The 14,881-nt window shown below is 66.9% G+C and carries 16 protein-coding genes; 6 read left to right on the top strand and 10 right to left on the bottom strand.

Annotated elements, in window-relative coordinates; all coding sequences use genetic code 11:
• Positions 1 to 28: 28 nt before the first annotated feature.
• On the top strand, positions 29 to 388 hold the full coding sequence (uraH, locus tag DL237_RS12700; protein ID WP_119399435.1) for a hydroxyisourate hydrolase: 360 nt from the start codon (positions 29 to 31) through the stop codon (positions 386 to 388).
• A 66-nt stretch (positions 389 to 454) separates the two neighbouring features.
• Here the strand turns inward: uraH and DL237_RS12695 are convergent, their stop codons facing one another.
• The 3 genes from DL237_RS12695 to DL237_RS12685 form a co-directional block, all read right to left on the bottom strand.
• Positions 455 to 1,099, bottom strand: a complete 645-nt coding sequence (locus DL237_RS12695; RefSeq protein WP_119399434.1) for an OmpA family protein — start codon at positions 1,097 to 1,099, stop codon at positions 455 to 457.
• A 142-nt stretch (positions 1,100 to 1,241) separates the two neighbouring features.
• On the bottom strand, positions 1,242 to 2,063 hold the full coding sequence (locus DL237_RS12690) for a methylated-DNA--[protein]-cysteine S-methyltransferase (protein ID WP_119399510.1): 822 nt from the start codon (positions 2,061 to 2,063) through the stop codon (positions 1,242 to 1,244).
• 300 nt (positions 2,064 to 2,363) lie between these two features.
• Complete coding sequence (locus DL237_RS12685; RefSeq protein WP_119399433.1) at positions 2,364 to 3,047, bottom strand: Hint domain-containing protein; 684 nt, start codon at positions 3,045 to 3,047, stop codon at positions 2,364 to 2,366.
• 91 nt (positions 3,048 to 3,138) lie between these two features.
• Here DL237_RS12685 and nth point away from each other — a divergent pair, with 91 nt between their 5' ends.
• Both nth and DL237_RS12675 read left to right on the top strand, forming a co-directional pair.
• Positions 3,139 to 3,783, top strand: coding sequence for an endonuclease III (gene nth / locus DL237_RS12680; protein WP_119399432.1), 645 nt, complete (start codon positions 3,139 to 3,141; stop codon positions 3,781 to 3,783).
• Entirely contained in the window at positions 3,780 to 4,766 is a 987-nt protein-coding gene (locus tag DL237_RS12675) for an adenosine kinase (protein ID WP_119399431.1), read from the top strand. The genes nth and DL237_RS12675 overlap by 4 nt, the downstream gene beginning before the upstream one ends.
• A gap of 145 nt (positions 4,767 to 4,911) precedes the next feature.
• On the opposite strand, the gene lpxK is transcribed toward DL237_RS12675, so the two are convergent.
• The 6 genes from lpxK to DL237_RS12645 all read right to left on the bottom strand — a co-directional run bounded on the left by lpxK (position 4,912) and on the right by DL237_RS12645 (position 11,367).
• Positions 4,912 to 5,907, bottom strand: coding sequence for a tetraacyldisaccharide 4'-kinase (lpxK, locus tag DL237_RS12670; RefSeq protein WP_119399430.1), 996 nt, complete (start codon positions 5,905 to 5,907; stop codon positions 4,912 to 4,914).
• Entirely contained in the window at positions 5,907 to 7,127 is a 1,221-nt protein-coding gene (locus DL237_RS12665) for a 3-deoxy-D-manno-octulosonic acid transferase (protein WP_119399429.1), read from the bottom strand. Before DL237_RS12665 ends, lpxK begins: the two co-directional genes overlap by 1 nt.
• Before the next feature lie 6 nt (positions 7,128 to 7,133).
• Positions 7,134 to 7,379 carry a DUF4170 domain-containing protein gene (locus tag DL237_RS12660; protein ID WP_119399509.1) on the bottom strand — a complete coding sequence of 82 codons (246 nt, stop codon included), beginning with the start codon at positions 7,377 to 7,379 and terminating at the stop codon, positions 7,134 to 7,136.
• Positions 7,380 to 7,608: 229 nt separating this feature from the next.
• Complete coding sequence (locus tag DL237_RS12655) at positions 7,609 to 8,487, bottom strand: inositol monophosphatase family protein (protein ID WP_119399428.1); 879 nt, start codon at positions 8,485 to 8,487, stop codon at positions 7,609 to 7,611.
• Complete coding sequence (locus DL237_RS12650; protein WP_119399427.1) at positions 8,474 to 9,817, bottom strand: TldD/PmbA family protein; 1,344 nt, start codon at positions 9,815 to 9,817, stop codon at positions 8,474 to 8,476. Before DL237_RS12650 ends, DL237_RS12655 begins: the two co-directional genes overlap by 14 nt.
• Positions 9,818 to 9,915: 98 nt before the next feature.
• Positions 9,916 to 11,367, bottom strand: a complete 1,452-nt coding sequence (locus DL237_RS12645; RefSeq protein WP_147405344.1) for a DUF2125 domain-containing protein — start codon at positions 11,365 to 11,367, stop codon at positions 9,916 to 9,918.
• 237 nt (positions 11,368 to 11,604) lie between these two features.
• Between DL237_RS12645 and DL237_RS12640 the strand changes: the two genes are divergently transcribed.
• From DL237_RS12640 to DL237_RS12630, 3 genes are all read left to right on the top strand, one after another.
• Entirely contained in the window at positions 11,605 to 12,360 is a 756-nt protein-coding gene (locus tag DL237_RS12640; RefSeq protein ID WP_119399425.1) for an SDR family oxidoreductase, read from the top strand.
• A 35-nt stretch (positions 12,361 to 12,395) separates the two neighbouring features.
• Entirely contained in the window at positions 12,396 to 12,962 is a 567-nt protein-coding gene (locus DL237_RS12635; RefSeq protein WP_407691908.1) for an enoyl-CoA hydratase/isomerase family protein, read from the top strand.
• A 130-nt stretch (positions 12,963 to 13,092) separates the two neighbouring features.
• A complete protein-coding gene (locus DL237_RS12630; protein WP_119399424.1) occupies positions 13,093 to 14,262 on the top strand; it encodes a TIGR03862 family flavoprotein in 1,170 nt (389 codons plus the stop codon).
• Here the strand turns inward: DL237_RS12630 and DL237_RS12625 are convergent.
• The gene (locus DL237_RS12625) at positions 14,247 to 14,870 is read right to left on the bottom strand and encodes a glutathione S-transferase family protein (RefSeq protein ID WP_119399423.1); all 624 of its coding nucleotides are present in this window, start codon (positions 14,868 to 14,870) and stop codon (positions 14,247 to 14,249) included. The genes DL237_RS12630 and DL237_RS12625 overlap by 16 nt on opposite strands.
• Between the last annotated feature and the right edge of the window lie 11 nt (positions 14,871 to 14,881).

Below are 14,881 nucleotides of genomic sequence, written 5' to 3'. Positions count from 1 at the left end.
CAAGCGAATTTTGGGGAAAGGGACAGGAATGGCGACAGGCTACCTGACAACGCATGTTCTTGATACGGCGCGGGGCGTTCCGGCCGCAGACATGCAGATCGTTCTGTTCCGCCTTGTCGGCGGCGCACGCGATGAACTGGCGCGAATGACGACCAATGCGGATGGGCGCACCGACAGCCCGATCCTGCCCGCGGCGCATTTCATGGCCGGTCAATATGAGCTGGAGTTCCACGCCGGCGCGTATCTGGATGCCTGTGGCGTACCGCCGGAGGAGCCGCGGTTCCTCGACGTGGTGCCGATCCGATTTGGCATTTCCGACGAGGACAGCCATTATCACGTGCCGCTGTTGATTTCGCCCTTCGGCTTTTCGACCTATCGGGGCAGCTGAGCGCGCAAAGGAAAACGCCCCGTCCTTTCGGGCGGGGCGTTTCAGATTCGGCAGGGCGTCGAAGGATCAGGCGCTCGGCAGGATCACGATATCGACGCGACGGTTCTGCTGGCGACCTTCCGGCGACAGGTTCGACGCGCGCGGCTGATCTTCGCCACGGCCATAGGCCTGAACGCGGGCGCCCGAGACGCCATAGTTGATCAGCGTGCTGGCCACCGATGCGGCGCGGCGCTGCGACAGGTCCTGGTTGTAGGCGGCGGTACCGGTGTTGTCGGTGTGGCCGATCACCTGAACGGTCGTGTTCGGATATTGGTTCAGCGACTGTGCGACGGTGCGCAGGTCCGACGTCAGGTCGGGGCGCAGGCTGGCGCTGTCTGTTGCGAACAGGATGTCCTGCGGCATGGTCACGACCAGGCGGTCGCCCGTGTTGACGATCTGGACGTTGTTGCCCAGCTGGTTGCGCAGTTCCGCTTCCTGCTTGTCCAGCATGGAGCCGTAGGCACCACCTGCCAGGCCACCGGCAACGGCACCGATCGCGGCACCCTTGCCCTTGTCTTCGCTGACGACGGCACCGAGGGCCGCGCCCAGAAGCGCGCCCGTGCCCGCGCCGGTGCGGGTGTTCTGATAGCCGTCATTGGGGTTGGCACAGGCCGACAGCAGGATCATTGCAGAGCCGGCAAAGGCAAAGGTCGTCGTTTTCATAAGGTGCATAGCTGCCTCTTCAAAATTTTTCGACCGCCTCCCGCGGCCCAAACGTGCGCATGGCATATCGCATTGCCACGTCGCTCCCAATCACTAACGCATGAAAGCTCGGCAGGTTTCCGCTTTTGTGAAATGAATCTCCGACCGGCGTTTACCTGCCGGTCGCGGGGGCTGACCCGGCGTCGTCGCGGGCGCTTTCCCAGGCCAGCATGGCGCGTTTCACCGGCAGGCCCCAGTGATACCCGCCAAGGCCGCCGGACTTGCGGATGGCGCGGTGGCAGGGGATCAGGAAACTGACCGGGTTGCGACCCACGGCGGTGCCGACGGCGCGCACGGCACGGGGGGTGCCGACGGCCTGCGCGAGGTCGGAATAGGTGCTGACATGGCCGCTGGGAATCGCCAGCAGGGCCTCCCATACCTTGATCTGAAACGGCGCGCCGAGCATGTGAAGCCGGGTTTCGCCGCGGCGGGCAAAGGCGGGTTCGGCCAGTTGTGCGACATGCGCTGCATCCTGGACGTACTGTGCCGCAGGCCAGCGCGCTGTCATATCGGCCCAGGCGGCGTCGCGCCCGGTCTCGGCGGTGAAGGCGATACCGCACAGGCCCTTTTCGGTGGCCATGACCAGTGCCGCGCCAAAGGGGGTCGCCATGTCGGCCCAGCGGATCGTCAGGCCCGCGCCCCCAAGGGCATATTCGCCAGGGCTCATCGCTTCCCATCGCAGGAACAGGTCATGCAGGCGGCCCGACCCTGACAGCCCGGTTTCCAGCGCCGTTTGCAGGGTGGAATGGCGGCGTGTCAGCAGATCGCGGGCGTGGTTCAGGGCGAGGTACTGTTGGTAGCGCTTGGGCGAGACCCCGACCCAGGCCGAGAACAGGCGTTGGAAATGTGCCGTGCTCATTCCCATTTGCGATGCGAGGTCGGACAGGTTTAGCGGGGTTTCCGCGCTGTCGATCAGATTCATCGCGCGGCGCATCAGGGCATAGTGATAGCCATGCTGCGGACTGGCATCTGCGCCGGACTCCGAGGCGGCCTCCGGGGCGGCATCGGGGGCAAGATCTGGGCCAGCATCTGGCGCGACAGCGGGTCTCGGCCCGGTGGTGGAGGCGCGCGACGGGTTGGGGGCCCCGTTCGGTGGCGGGGCGGCTGTTGGGGTGCGGGCGGGGTCGGGCATGGCGGGCCTTTCTGGATCGGACAGGTCCAGAATAGGCCCGGCGCCGCCATCGCGCGACCCGGTTCTTGCGGGAAAGATGCAGGGAAGCGCGGGCGGGGCCGCTCAGGCCGCCAGAAGGTCCAGCAGCGTCAGCTGCGGCGGGCATTTCTGGCGGATCAGCTGTGCCTCCGACCGGGACAGGCAGTGCCGTGCGGTGGGGGCATCCGGTTCCAGCAACGCCGTGGCCCGCCGCACGGCAGGGGGCAGATCCAGGCGCGCGGCCATCGCCGGGTCGGTCGTTTCCACCCAGAGAGAGCCGACATTGATGATCTCGTGATGCTCCATCACGATGAGGTGGTAGGTCAGGCCGCCCATGCTGGGGTCAGGGCGGCTGCGGTTGCGCCGCGACACCTCCTCAAATCGGGCAAGAGCCTCTTGCGAGCCGAGGCTGAGCGCGACCTCGGGGCGGCGGATCAGGCCGCGGTGGCCGGGGGCGACGCGGACCTTTTCGCTGAGCGCGCCCTGCGGGCCGATTTCGCCGCGCAGAAAGGTCATCGGGGTCGGCAAGGGGCGATCTTCGGGCGTGCGATGCAGGCGCGCAATGTGCAGGATCGGCTGCGATCCCCGATCGCGCGTCAGGATGCGATCCCCCGCCGCCAGCCATTCAACCGGCATCTCTCCGTCCAGGGTCAGGACCATGGTGCCCGGCCCCAGGCCCGAAATCGGGGGGAACTGCCGGGACTGCGCCGGGGCGTTGCGGGCCTTTCTGGGAAAGAACTGCGGTAAAATCGGGTGTGAATCGTGCATGTCGCGACCTCCGCCACCACAATGGGGGGCTGCGGTTGCTGCCGGGTTAAATGGACTTGTTGTAATCGCGCTTTCAGGGCAGAAAACGCGGATGGCCCGACAACTTCCCTATCAGACCCTGCGGGAGATCTTTTCCCGGTTCCAGGCCGCCGAGGCAGCGCCCAAGGGCGAACTGGATCACGTGAACGCCTATACCCTGCTGGTGGCGGTCGCGCTGTCGGCGCAGGCCACCGATGCCGGGGTCAACAAGGCGACACGGGCCCTGTTTCCGATTGCCGACACGCCGGAAAAGATGCTGGCGCTTGGCGAAGAGGGTCTGATCGAGCATATCAAGACGATCGGGCTGTTTCGGAACAAGGCCAGGAACGTGATCCGAATGGCGCAGATCCTGGTTGACGACTATGGCGGCGAGGTGCCCAATTCGCGCGCCGCGCTGGAGAGCCTGCCCGGTGTCGGGCGCAAGACGGCCAACGTCGTGCTGAACATGTGGTGGCACTATCCGGCGCAAGCGGTCGACACCCATATCTTTCGCCTTGGCAACCGGTCGGGCATCGCACCGGGCAAGGACGTGGTGGCGGTGGAACGGGCAATTGAAGACAATATCCCCGTCGACTTTCAACGCCATGCTCATCACTGGATGATATTGCACGGGCGCTATATCTGCGTCGCCCGCAAACCCAAATGCGCGGCCTGCCTGATCCGCGATCTGTGTGAATACGAGGACAAGAACCTATGACCAAATATGATGTGATCGGAATCGGCAATGCCGTGATGGACGTGATCAGCCAGAACGACGATGCCTTTCTGTCCAGCATGGGGATCGAAAAGGGTATCATGCAGCTGATCGAGCAGGAGCGGGCCGAGGTTCTGTATGGCGCGATGCAGAGCCGGCGGCAGATCCCCGGCGGATCGGTGGCCAATTCCGTGGCCGGGGTGGCCAACCTGGGTCTGAAGACCGCCTTTATCGGCAAGGTCAGCGACGACGATGTCGGCATGAGCTATGCTGCCGAGACCCGCGCGGGGGGCACGGATTTTCCCAATGAACCGGTGGCCGGTGGCACGTTGCCCAGCTCGCGCTCGATGATCTTCGTCAGCCCGGATGGCGAGCGGTCGATGAACACCTACCTCGGCATTTCGTCCGAGGTCGGCCCTGATGACGTGCCCGAGGAAATCTGCAATTCGGCGCGGATCCTGTTTCTGGAGGGGTACCTGTACGACAAGGACAAAGGCAAGGAAGCGTTCAAGACCGCCGCGCGGCTGGTGCGTTCCGCCGGAGGCATGGCCGGGATCGCGCTGTCGGATCCGTTTTGCGTCGACCGGCATCGGGCCGATTTCCGTCGCCTGGTGAAGGAGCTGGATTATGTCATCGGCAACGAGCACGAGTGGAAGTCGCTGTACGAAACCGACGACCTGGGTGCCGCGCTGGAAACGGCTGCGAGCGAGAGCGGCCTGGTGGTCTGCACCCGTTCGGGCCATGACGTGGTGATCGTGCGCGGCGATCAAAGCGTGACGGTGCCCGTGCGGGCGATCACGCCGGTCGACGCGACCGGCGCGGGCGATCTGTTCGCGTCCGGGTTCCTCTACGGGTTGGCGACCGGCGCGGATATCGAGACATCGGGGCGGATGGGCTGTGTCGCGGCCGCCGAGGTGATCAGCCATTACGGCGCACGCCCGGAAGCGGATCTGAAGGCCCTGTTCGCCGCAGAAGGTCTGATGTAGCACCCGCTGCTCGCGATGCGCAGGCTGGATATTTGGAACAGGGAAACATCAGGGGCGTTCGCGCCCCTTTTGCCATTCCGGGTCATGTCGGGTGAGGGAGTGGCCACATCTGTCGGCCGGTGAGACCGGGGATCGGGCGCAAAGTCTAGGCGGGGAAGAGGCGGTCCAGCGCGGCGTCGAGGGGCGCGGCGTCGTCGATCGCCAGGCGCACCGGCACTGTCAGCACCTTTTGGCGAAATCCTTGCGGCAGGCGGACCGCGTCCTTTTCCGTGGTGACCAGCTGGGCCCCGAGGGCGGCGGCATCGCGTTCCAGGCGGGCCAGAAGGGCATTGGTCAGCGGCTGATGGTCGGCGAGGGGTTCGGCGTGGCGGATATTGGCGCCGAGCTGACGCAGGGTGGCAAAGATCTTTTCCGGGTGGGCGATGCCGGCGAAGGCCAGCACGTCCAGGCCCTGCCAGTCCATCCCTGTCTGCAGCGGGGCAAGGCGGCCCGTCAGATGCGGCAGCGTGATGGTGTGCTGCCAGGCGGCCGCGAAGGTATCCTGGGCCTGGGTGTCGCCGATCGAGAGCAGCAGGTCGGCGCGGGCGAGGCCGGGGGCGACGGGTTCGCGCAGGGGGCCCGCGGGCAGGCAGCGGCCATTGCCGAAGCCGCGGGCGGCATCGACCACCACGAGTGAGAGGGTCTTGAGCAGCGAGGGGTCCTGAAAGCCGTCGTCAAGCACGAGGACGTCAGCCCCCGCCGCAGTCGCTGCTCGGGCGCCTGCGATGCGATCACGGGCGATCCAGCCGGGGGCGAAGGCGGCCAGCAGCAGGGGTTCGTCGCCGGTTTGTCCGGCACTGTGGCGGGTCGGGTCGACGCGGGTGGGGCCGGTCAGGGTGCCGCCATATCCGCGCGAGATGAAGTGAGGTGACAGGCCACGCGCGGTCAGGCGCATCAGCAGGTCGATCGCGGTTGGAGTCTTGCCTGTGCCGCCCGCGTTCAGGTTTCCGACGCAGATCACCGGCACGCCAGGGTCGTATCCCGTGGTCCCGGCAAGGCGTCTGGCGGTGGCGCGGCCATAGAGGTGGCCGAGCGGCGCGAGGACGCGGGCGCGCAGGGCGGGGCGCGCGGGCGGGGTGAACCAGAACCCGGGGGTCTGCATCAGCGGGTACCTGCCATGTCGAGTTCGGCGCGCGCCCAGTCGATCACGCGATCCGTCGCCTCGGCTCCGTCGGTCGCGACCTGCCAGGCCGCAGCTGCCATGGTGGCGGCCTGATCCGGGGCGATCAGGCGCGACAATGCCTTTTGCAGCCCATCGGAATCGCGGATCATCCGGGCCGCGCCCGCCTTGGACAGACGCGCATAGCTGGCGATATGGCGCGACACGAAGGGCCCGTAGAGGATGGCCGAGCCGAGCGCGGCGGGCGCGTAGGGATCATGCCCTTTCATGCCGCGTTTCAGCGATCCGGCCATGAAGGTGACCGGCGACAGGCGGTACCACAGGCCCATCTCATCGCAGCCGTCGGCCAGCAGCACCTGGGTTTCTTCGCGCGGGGCGTCGTCGCGGGACCAGCGGAGGGCGCGCCAGCCTTCGCGCGCCATGATTTCAGCCATCCTGTCGGCATCTTCGGGGCGGGCGGGGACCAGCACCAGCAGCAGCCGATGCGCAAGGCGCGAGGCCCGGCGATGCGCATCGAGCACCGTTTCCAGTTCTTCGAGCTGGACCATCGCCGCCAGCCAGATCGGGCGTCCCGCCAGGCCCGCGGCCAGGTCATCGCGCAGGGCGTCGTCGCAGGTCAGTGCCGTGCCGCCTTCCTGCAAGGGGCCGGTGATCTCGATCAAGGCCTGTTCGACGCCGTGGCGTTGCAGCTTGCGCGCGGTATTGGCCGAACTGGCCAGCACGGTGTGAAATCCGGCCAGCAGACGGCGGCTTTGGGTCACGCGCAGGCCCCACCGCGGTTCGTCGAAGGCGTCCTCCTCGGCTTCGGCCAGCAGCATCGGCACGTTCTGGCGGCGCGCCTGGTTCAGCAGGGTCGGCCGCAGGTGACCGGTCATCCAGATCAGCAGATCCGGGCGCCAGTGATCGAGAAAGGCGGTGACGGCGGCGCTGTCATCGTCGGGCAGCGTGCTGTGCAGCAACGACGGGTCATCGGGCAGCGGCTGGGTGCCGGCCTCGGTAAAGCTGAGCAGGATGGTATAGCCTTCGTCCTGTGCGATCAGGCGATTGGCAAGCTGTTCAGCGGCTTTCTGACGGGCGGCAAGGGGGCAGTGAATCCAGATCAGGACGCCGCGCGGGCGTGGCGGTGCGGCCTCTGCCGCCTGCGGGCGCGCAGCACGACGGGTCAGGGCCTTGTAGGCGGCAAAACCGGCTGTGCGCGCCATGACGGATCAGTGACCCAGTTCCTCGGTGGTCGACACTTCGACCTCTTCATCGCGCAGGCGGTGAATATGGGCGATGAAATAGCGCATGTGCGCGTTGTCCACGGTCTTTTGCGCGGCGGCCTTCCAGGCGTCGAAGGCACTGGCGTAATTGGGAAACATCCCGACGATATCCAGGTTGTCGACGTCGCGAAAGACGTTCTTGGCCGGATCGACGAGCTCTCCTCCGAAGACGAGGTGTAGGCGTTGCGCCATGGTCAGGCTCCTGTTCACGATGGGTTGCGAGATGCGGAAATGGCTTTGCGCAACCTGCGCAGATTGGGCCGCAGGGTCAAGGGGAAGGGGAAAATGCGCGCGGCTTTGCGCGGGCGGGCGCAGGGGCCGCGAGATGATGGTGACGGTGATCGTAGCGTTGATCGTGACTGGGCCGACAGAGGCTTGTCCCGGTGGTTTCAACAACCAGCGACGCAGAGCGCGCGGTGGGTCATTCGCGCCGGGGCGGCAGGCCGGGGGCGCCCAGCGGCCTGTCTGTCGGCGCGCCGTGGGGGGCTGCGTCGATGTTGCGCGGGCGACGCGGGGCGAGTTCGGCGACCATCTTTTCGTGCAAGACGGGGCCTGCCGCGATCACCCCATTCAGCAGCGGTCGCGGGTTGTTGAACCGCAGCGGGCCACCGATCCGATCCGACGCGATGGCACCGGATTCCTCGACAATCAGCGAACCGGCGGCAATGTCCCATTCCCAGCTGGGGCGCAGGGTCAGCATGGCGTCAAAGCGCCCCTGTCCGACCAGCGACAGCCTGTAGGCCAGCGAGGGGCGATAGACGCGGTCGAAATCGGGCACGGTCTGGCGCCAGTTCGCGGCATCGAAATTCGGGCGGGCTGCCAGCACGGTGGCGCCGGACAGCTGCGATTGGGCGGTGCACAGGATCGGCACGCCGTTCAGCGTGGCGCCGCGCCCTGCGGCGGCGGCGTACAGGCGGTCCTTCATCGGCAGATAGACCACGGCGGCGGTGATGCGCCCGCCCGTGGCCACGGCAAGGGAATGTGCCCATGTCTCGCGTCCGTTGACGAAGGCACGGGTGCCGTCGATCGGGTCGATGATGAAGACGCGGTCCTGCGACAGGCGGGCGTCGTGGTCGGGGCTTTCCTCGGACAGCCAGCCGTAATGTGGGCGGGCCGCGCCCAGTTCGCGGTGCAGCATGGTGTTGACGGCCAGGTCGGCCTCGGTCACCGGGCCCTGATCGTCGGCCTTTTCCCATGTCTGATAGCCCCGCTGGGCAAAGCCGCGCGCGATCTCGCCCGAAGCAAGGGCGGCGTCGATCAGCAGATCGAGGTCGTCTGTACCCGCCTCAGGACCCCGCAATCGTCATCCCTTCGACCAGCAGCGACGGCACGACAGTGGCGCGCCATGTCTTGGCATCGTTTGCCGGGATCAGCCGTTGCAGCATGTCGCGCAAATTGCCCGCGATGGTGCATTCGTTGACCGGCCTGATGATTTCGCCGTTCTCCACCCAGAAACCGGCCGCGCCACGGGAATAATCGCCGGTGTTGGGATTGATGGTCGACCCGATCATCGACGTGACCAACAGCCCGGTGCCCATCTGAGCGATCAGGTCGGCGCGGGTCGCGCTGCCCTGTGTCAGCGACAGGTTCCAGTTCGACGGCGACGGTGGCGACGACAGACCGCGCGCGGCATTGGCGGTAGAGGTCATGCCCAGCTTGCGCGCGGTGGCGAGGTCGAGCGTCCAGCCGGTCAGGATACCGTCCGAGACGATTTCGCGGCGCGCGGTGGCCAGACCTTCGGCGTCGAAGGGGCGCGAATTGCCGACGCGTTTGCGCAGCGGGTCCTCGATCAGCGACATGCCGGTGGGCAGCACCTGTTGCCCCAGCCGGTCGCTGAGGAAGGACGAGCCGCGCGCGATTGCCGCCCCGTTCACCGCCCCGCACAGGTGGCCGATCAGGCTGGCCGCGACGCGTTCGTCAAACAATACCGGATAGGCCCCGGTTTTCGGAGCCGTGGCGCCGATGCGTTGCAGGGCACGTTCCGCGGCAAGCGCCCCGATCTCGTCCGGGCTGCGCAGATCCGCCTGAAACACCCGTCCATCGCCGTCATAGTCGCGTTCCATCGCAGCACCGGTGCCGGCGATCGCGACGCAGGAAATCGAGCGGGACGAGCGTTTGTAATTGCCGGAAAAGCCGTTGGTCGCGGCCATGTAGATCTCGCTCGCGCCGTAACCGGCCGAGGCTTCGGCCTGGCTGATGCCGTCATGGGCAAGGGCCGCGGCCTCGGCACGCATCGCGTCGTCCTGCAATTGGGCCGGGTCGGGTTCGGGCGAATTGTCATACATCTCAAGCCCTTCGGCGTCGCGTCGTGCCGAGAGCTGATCCGGGTCCGCAATGCCGATATGGGCATCCTCGGGCGCTTCGCGGGCCATGGCAACGGCGCGTTCGGCCATCATCGCGAAAGTTTCAGGCCGACTGTCCGAGCCGGAGACACAGGCCTGACGCTTGCCCACGAAAACCCGCAGACCGGCCTCGAACCCTTCGGCGCGCTCGGCGTGCTCCAGAGTGCCGCTGCGCACGTCGATCGAGAGCGAGCTGCCTTGGCGCGACAGGGCATCCGCCGCATCGGCCCCGGCCGCGCGCGCGGCCTCCAGCAGCTTATGTGTGAGATCGGCCAGTGATTGCGACATGGGAACCCTCAAGGAAGACTGCCCCTGACCTAGCCGCTGGGGGGCAGCGGATCAAGGCGGCTGAGGGTCGCGGAGCGATTGCACCTGCTGCGACGGGATCAGGGAGAGATAACCTGCCCATTGATCATGATCTCTTCGTCGGGCGTAACCTTGAGCGTCGTTGCCAGATCGTCGGGGCCGTTGACCTGGCGCGCGAACATCCCGGCATAAAGCGCCGAGGAAAAACCGACACTGGGCGGCAGGATGCCGGTGCTGGTCAGCGTCTGGATCACGGACATCACGCCTTTTGCCCGGACGTTGAGCTGGCCGGTGAACTTGGGATACGCGCCAAAGCGGCTGCGCTGCGCGGGATCGGCGTCGAACGCGCCGTCGGCGCTGATCTGGGCGCCAAGTCCGCGCAGGTCAAAGTTTTCAACGTTCAGCGAGGTGATTTCCGGCGGTTGATCATTGGCCAGCAGGCGCCCCTCGCCTGTCATTTCAAGCGTCAGCGAAATGGGATCGCGTGGCAGCTTGCCGGTGGCATCCAGGATGGCCCAGGCGATATCGGGCAGGGTGACCTGATCCAGTGCGACGGTCAGGCTGAAGGGTTGGGGGCTGTCCTGCGGCTGGGTGGGGCCACTGGCGGCAGCGCGCACCTGACCGATCGATGTCTGCAACGCAAAGGGTATGTCGCTGCCGCGCACCCCCAGCGTGGTTTGCGAAGCGGTCATGTCATAGCTGAGGCCGGTGCCATCGAGGGTGGTGGTGGACTGGCCGCCCTGGCTGTCGGATTGCAGGTACAAACTGTCACTTCCATCGACCAGACTGAACTGCATGTCAGCCGCGCCAAAGCTTTGCGCACTGGAATAATGGCGCGCGGCACGCAGACCGTCCTGGGCGACGCGGGCCGGGTCGATCCAGCTTTCCGTGTCGGATTTCAACGTCTTGGCCATCAGGTTCAGTGACAGGTCACCGACCTTGGGGTCCGTTTGCTGGACCGAGACCCGCAGGCTGTCGATGGCCGAGGATTGGGTCAGGCTGATCCTGTCCCGCGTGCCGAGGCTGGCCTGACCCGAGGGCGCATCGGCGATCAACGTGATGGGGGGCTGCATCTGTTGCACCGCCCCGTCGGGGCCGGACATTTCATCGATGCGCAGGTTCAGCGTCTGCGCCCGGTAGGCATAGTCGGTGTCGCCCGGTGCGCCGCTGGCCGTCATGACGAATCCGGCCTGTGCGTAATGACCGCGCAGCGTCGGGCCGGGGGTGGTCAGCGCAAAGGGCGTGTCGGGTTCCAGCGTTATCCGCACCGTGCCGTCCCCCACCGGCGCCAGCGTGATGCCGCCGAGGCTGAGCTCGGCCGATCCGCCCTCGTCATCGGGGGGCAGGCGGAGCGTCAGATGCGTGATGTTCATCTGCTGGTCCAGACGCTCCACATCGGCGGTGACATGGATGCCGGAGCCGTCCAGCGCGGTGTTCCATTCGGTCCAGACCTCCTCGGGTGTAAGGGAAAATGCTGGCGTGGCAAAGGCTTGGGCCAGGAACAGGCCGCTGATGACGAGGGGTGTGCGCATGAACAAATCGGATCCTCCTGCGGATGGGCACAGTGTTGCTGGCAGGGGGGATGCGGTCAAGCAGGGTTGCCCATCGTGGGGGCGGACCGCGCAGAACCGCCGGTCTGAACGCATGCGATACGCCGGTGCGGGGTGGACCGTGGTGCGGCGCTTCGCTACCTCTGGGGCAAAGGCGCACCGGACGGGTCGCGCCGACAGACAGGCCCGTGACGGGCCAAATGGCAGGAGAGACTCCAGATGACGGATCTGACGGGAAAGACGGTGATGATCACGGGCGCCAGCCGGGGCATTGGCGCCGCGGCGGCGCGCACCTTTGCCGCCGCCGGGGCCAGGGTCGCCCTGCTGGCGCGCAGCGAGGAAGAGATCGCGGCTCTCGCCGGAGAGATCGGCCGGGCGGCGGTGGCCATTCCCTGCGACGTGTCGCGATACTGGGAGGTCGAGGCCGCGATCAAGATGGTCACCGAGACCTTCGGCGGCCTCGACGTGCTGATCAACAACGCGGGTATCCTGAAGCCCATCGCGCCGCTGGCCGAGGCCGACCCGGACGAATGGGGGCACGTCATCGACATCAATATCAAGGGCGTTTTCAATGGGATGCGGGCCGCGATGCCGGTGATGATGGCCGCCGGGGGCGGCACCATCCTGACCGTTTCGTCGGGCGCGGCGCACAACGCGCTGGAGGGCTGGAGCGCCTATTGCGCGTCAAAGGCCGGCGCCGCGATGCTGACGAAATCGGCGCACCTGGAGGGCGTGGACAAGGGGCTGCGGGTGATGGGCCTCAGCCCCGGAACGGTGGCGACGCAGATGCAACGCGACATCAAGGCCAGCGGCGTCAACCCGGTCAGCGAACTGGATTGGGAGGCTCATATTCCCGCCGAATGGCCTGCGCGTGCGCTGCTGTGGATGTGTGATCCGGCGTCCGATGCGCACCTTGGCGAAGAGCTGTCTTTGCGCGACGAGGCGCTGCGCGCACGGCTGGGTCTGGGCAGGTGATCCGGCACCAGGAACGGGCCCCGGGGCAGTGGATCGTGACCATCGACCGCCCCGAAAAGGCCAATTCCCTGACGCCGGAGATGTTGGAAACCCTGTGCAATATCGTTGAAAAGATACAGAAGGCGCAATCGGTTATCCTGACCGGGACCGGCGCGGTCTTTAGCGCGGGCGCCGATCTGGAGGCCGCTCGGAAGGGCCTTGGCGTCTCGCCCCTTTGGGAGCGTCTTTCGGCGGGTGTCGCGGCGGTGCAGGGCCTGACCATCGCGGCGCTGAACGGCACGCTGGCGGGGGGCGCGATGGGGATGGCGCTGGCCTGTGACCTGCGGATCGCCGTACCGGACGCGCGCCTGTTCTATCCGGTGATGCGGCTCGGCTTTCTGCCACAGCCGTCGGACCCGGGGCGGCTGGTCGCGCTGGTCGGTCCGGCCCGCGCCAAGCTGATCCTGATGGGCGGGCAAAGGATAACGGCACAGGAGGCGCTGTGGTTCGGCCTGATCGACCGGATTGTCGATGGCGACGTGGTCGATGCGGCGCTGATGCTGACGACGGATGTGATGGCCGCCGAGACGACCCATGTCGCGGCGATCAAGCGGATGATCTGAGGGATGTCGGTGCGGACCACGCAAGCCTTTGAAATAACAGAATTTCGACGTCGGTATCCTGACGGTATCTCGACGGTAAGCGAACGGTGAAAAATTGCGCGCCGAAGCGGCCACAGAAGGGGAGGCGACCATGCGGCAGGCGCTGGTGATCGGGGGCGGCCCGGCAGGGCTGATGTCGGCAGAGGCGCTGTCGGCCGCAGGCCTGGCCGTGACCGTGGCGGAAAAGATGCCGACCATGGGCCGCAAGGTGTTGATGGCGGGCAAGAGCGGGCTGAACCTGACCAAGGAGGAGGCGCGAGACGCCTTTGTCGCGGCATTCCGCGCCGATTGGTTGCGCGCGCCGTTGCAGGCCTTTGGTCCGTCCGAGGTGCGCGCCTGGACCGAGGCGCTGGGCATCAGCACCTTCGCCGGATCGACGGGGCGGGTGTTCCCGGTCGGCATGAAGGCGTCGCCCCTGCTGCGGGCCTGGCTGGCGCGGCTGGACGCGGCGGGCGTTGCCCTGCGCACCCGCTGGGATTGGCAGGGCTGGGCCGACGGTGGCGACGCGCTGTTCGCCACCCCGGGCGGTTTGCAACGGGTCGCGGCCGACGTGACCGTCCTGGCGCTGGGTGGGGCAAGCTGGCCGCGCCTGGGGTCCGATGGCGGCTGGGTGCGCCACGTCGGGCCGGTCGCCCCGTTCCGCCCGGCAAACTGCGGTTTCCATGTCGCCTGGTCGCACCACATGGCGACGCATTTCGGTGCCCCGGTCAAGGCGGTGGTGCTGCGCGCAGGGGCCGAGGAAAGCCGCGGTGAAATCGTGCTGAGCCGTGACGGGATCGAGGGCGGCGGGATCTATGCGCTGGCCCATCTGCTGCGCGATGGCGTGGCATTGCGGCTGGACCTGCTGCCCAACCATACGCAGGCGGATGTTGCGGCGCGGCTGGCGGGCGGCAAGGCGGGAGAGAGCCTGTCGAACCGCCTGCGAAAGGCGCTGAGGCTGGATGCGGCGAAGCGGGCGCTGGTGCAGGAATGTGCCCGCCCCCTGCCCGACGATCCACAGGCGCTGGCGGCGCTGCTGAAGGATCTGCCGGTGCCACTGGGCGGGCCAATGGACATGGCGCGGGCGATTTCCTGCGCCGGCGGCCTGCGCGCCGATGCGCTGGATGCCGGTCTCATGCTGACGGCGCGCCCCGGTGTCTTTGCCGCCGGAGAAATGCTGGACTGGGAAGCACCGACGGGCGGCTACCTTTTGACGGGCTGCATGGCGACGGGCCTGTGGGCGGGTCGACATGCGGCAGCGTATGGTCAATCGGCTGGCTGAGCTGCCGCCGCCATCATCGCCTTTTCAGACGCCAGGGTGGCCTTGTAGGCGTCGCGCTGACGCAGCCGCGTGGCATAGTCCAGCAGGGCCGGATCCTCGACAGGGAATTTCGCGGCGACGGCCCAGTTCAGGCAATGCACCGCCAGCAGGTCGGGCAGGGTGATCGCATCGCCCATCAGGTAGGGCCCCTGCATCCGTTCGGCCAGCTTGGCGGTGTTGCGCAGGAATTCCCAACGCAGCGACGGCTTGATCGCAGCCACCCTCTGATCCTCGGGCAGGATGAAGGTATGGCGGGTGGAGGTCCAGAGCACCGATTCCAGCTCATCGACGATCTGCTGGGTGATGCCATCCTGTCGGGCCCGCGCGATGGTGCCGGCGGGCGCGGTCAGCGCGCCGTGCCGGTCGCACAGGTAGGTCATGATCGCGACGCTGTCGGTCAGCGATTCCCCCTGGTCGACCAGAACGGGGAGCTTGCCCAGCGGCGTATGCCCGCGCAGCATCGGATCGTGGGGGTGCGCGTCGGTGCGCTGATAGGGTTGGCCCAGTTCCTCAAGCATCCAGATGACGCGAAAGGTGCGGTTGTTGGCACAGCCGATGACGTTGTACATGTGGTTTCCTC

This window comes from Pseudooceanicola sediminis, from assembly GCF_003575965.1.
GTDB lineage: Bacteria > Pseudomonadota > Alphaproteobacteria > Rhodobacterales > Rhodobacteraceae > Pseudooceanicola > Pseudooceanicola sediminis.
The sequence above is the reverse complement of the archived record's forward strand: the minus strand, read 5'-3'. Positions and strand labels throughout refer to the sequence as shown.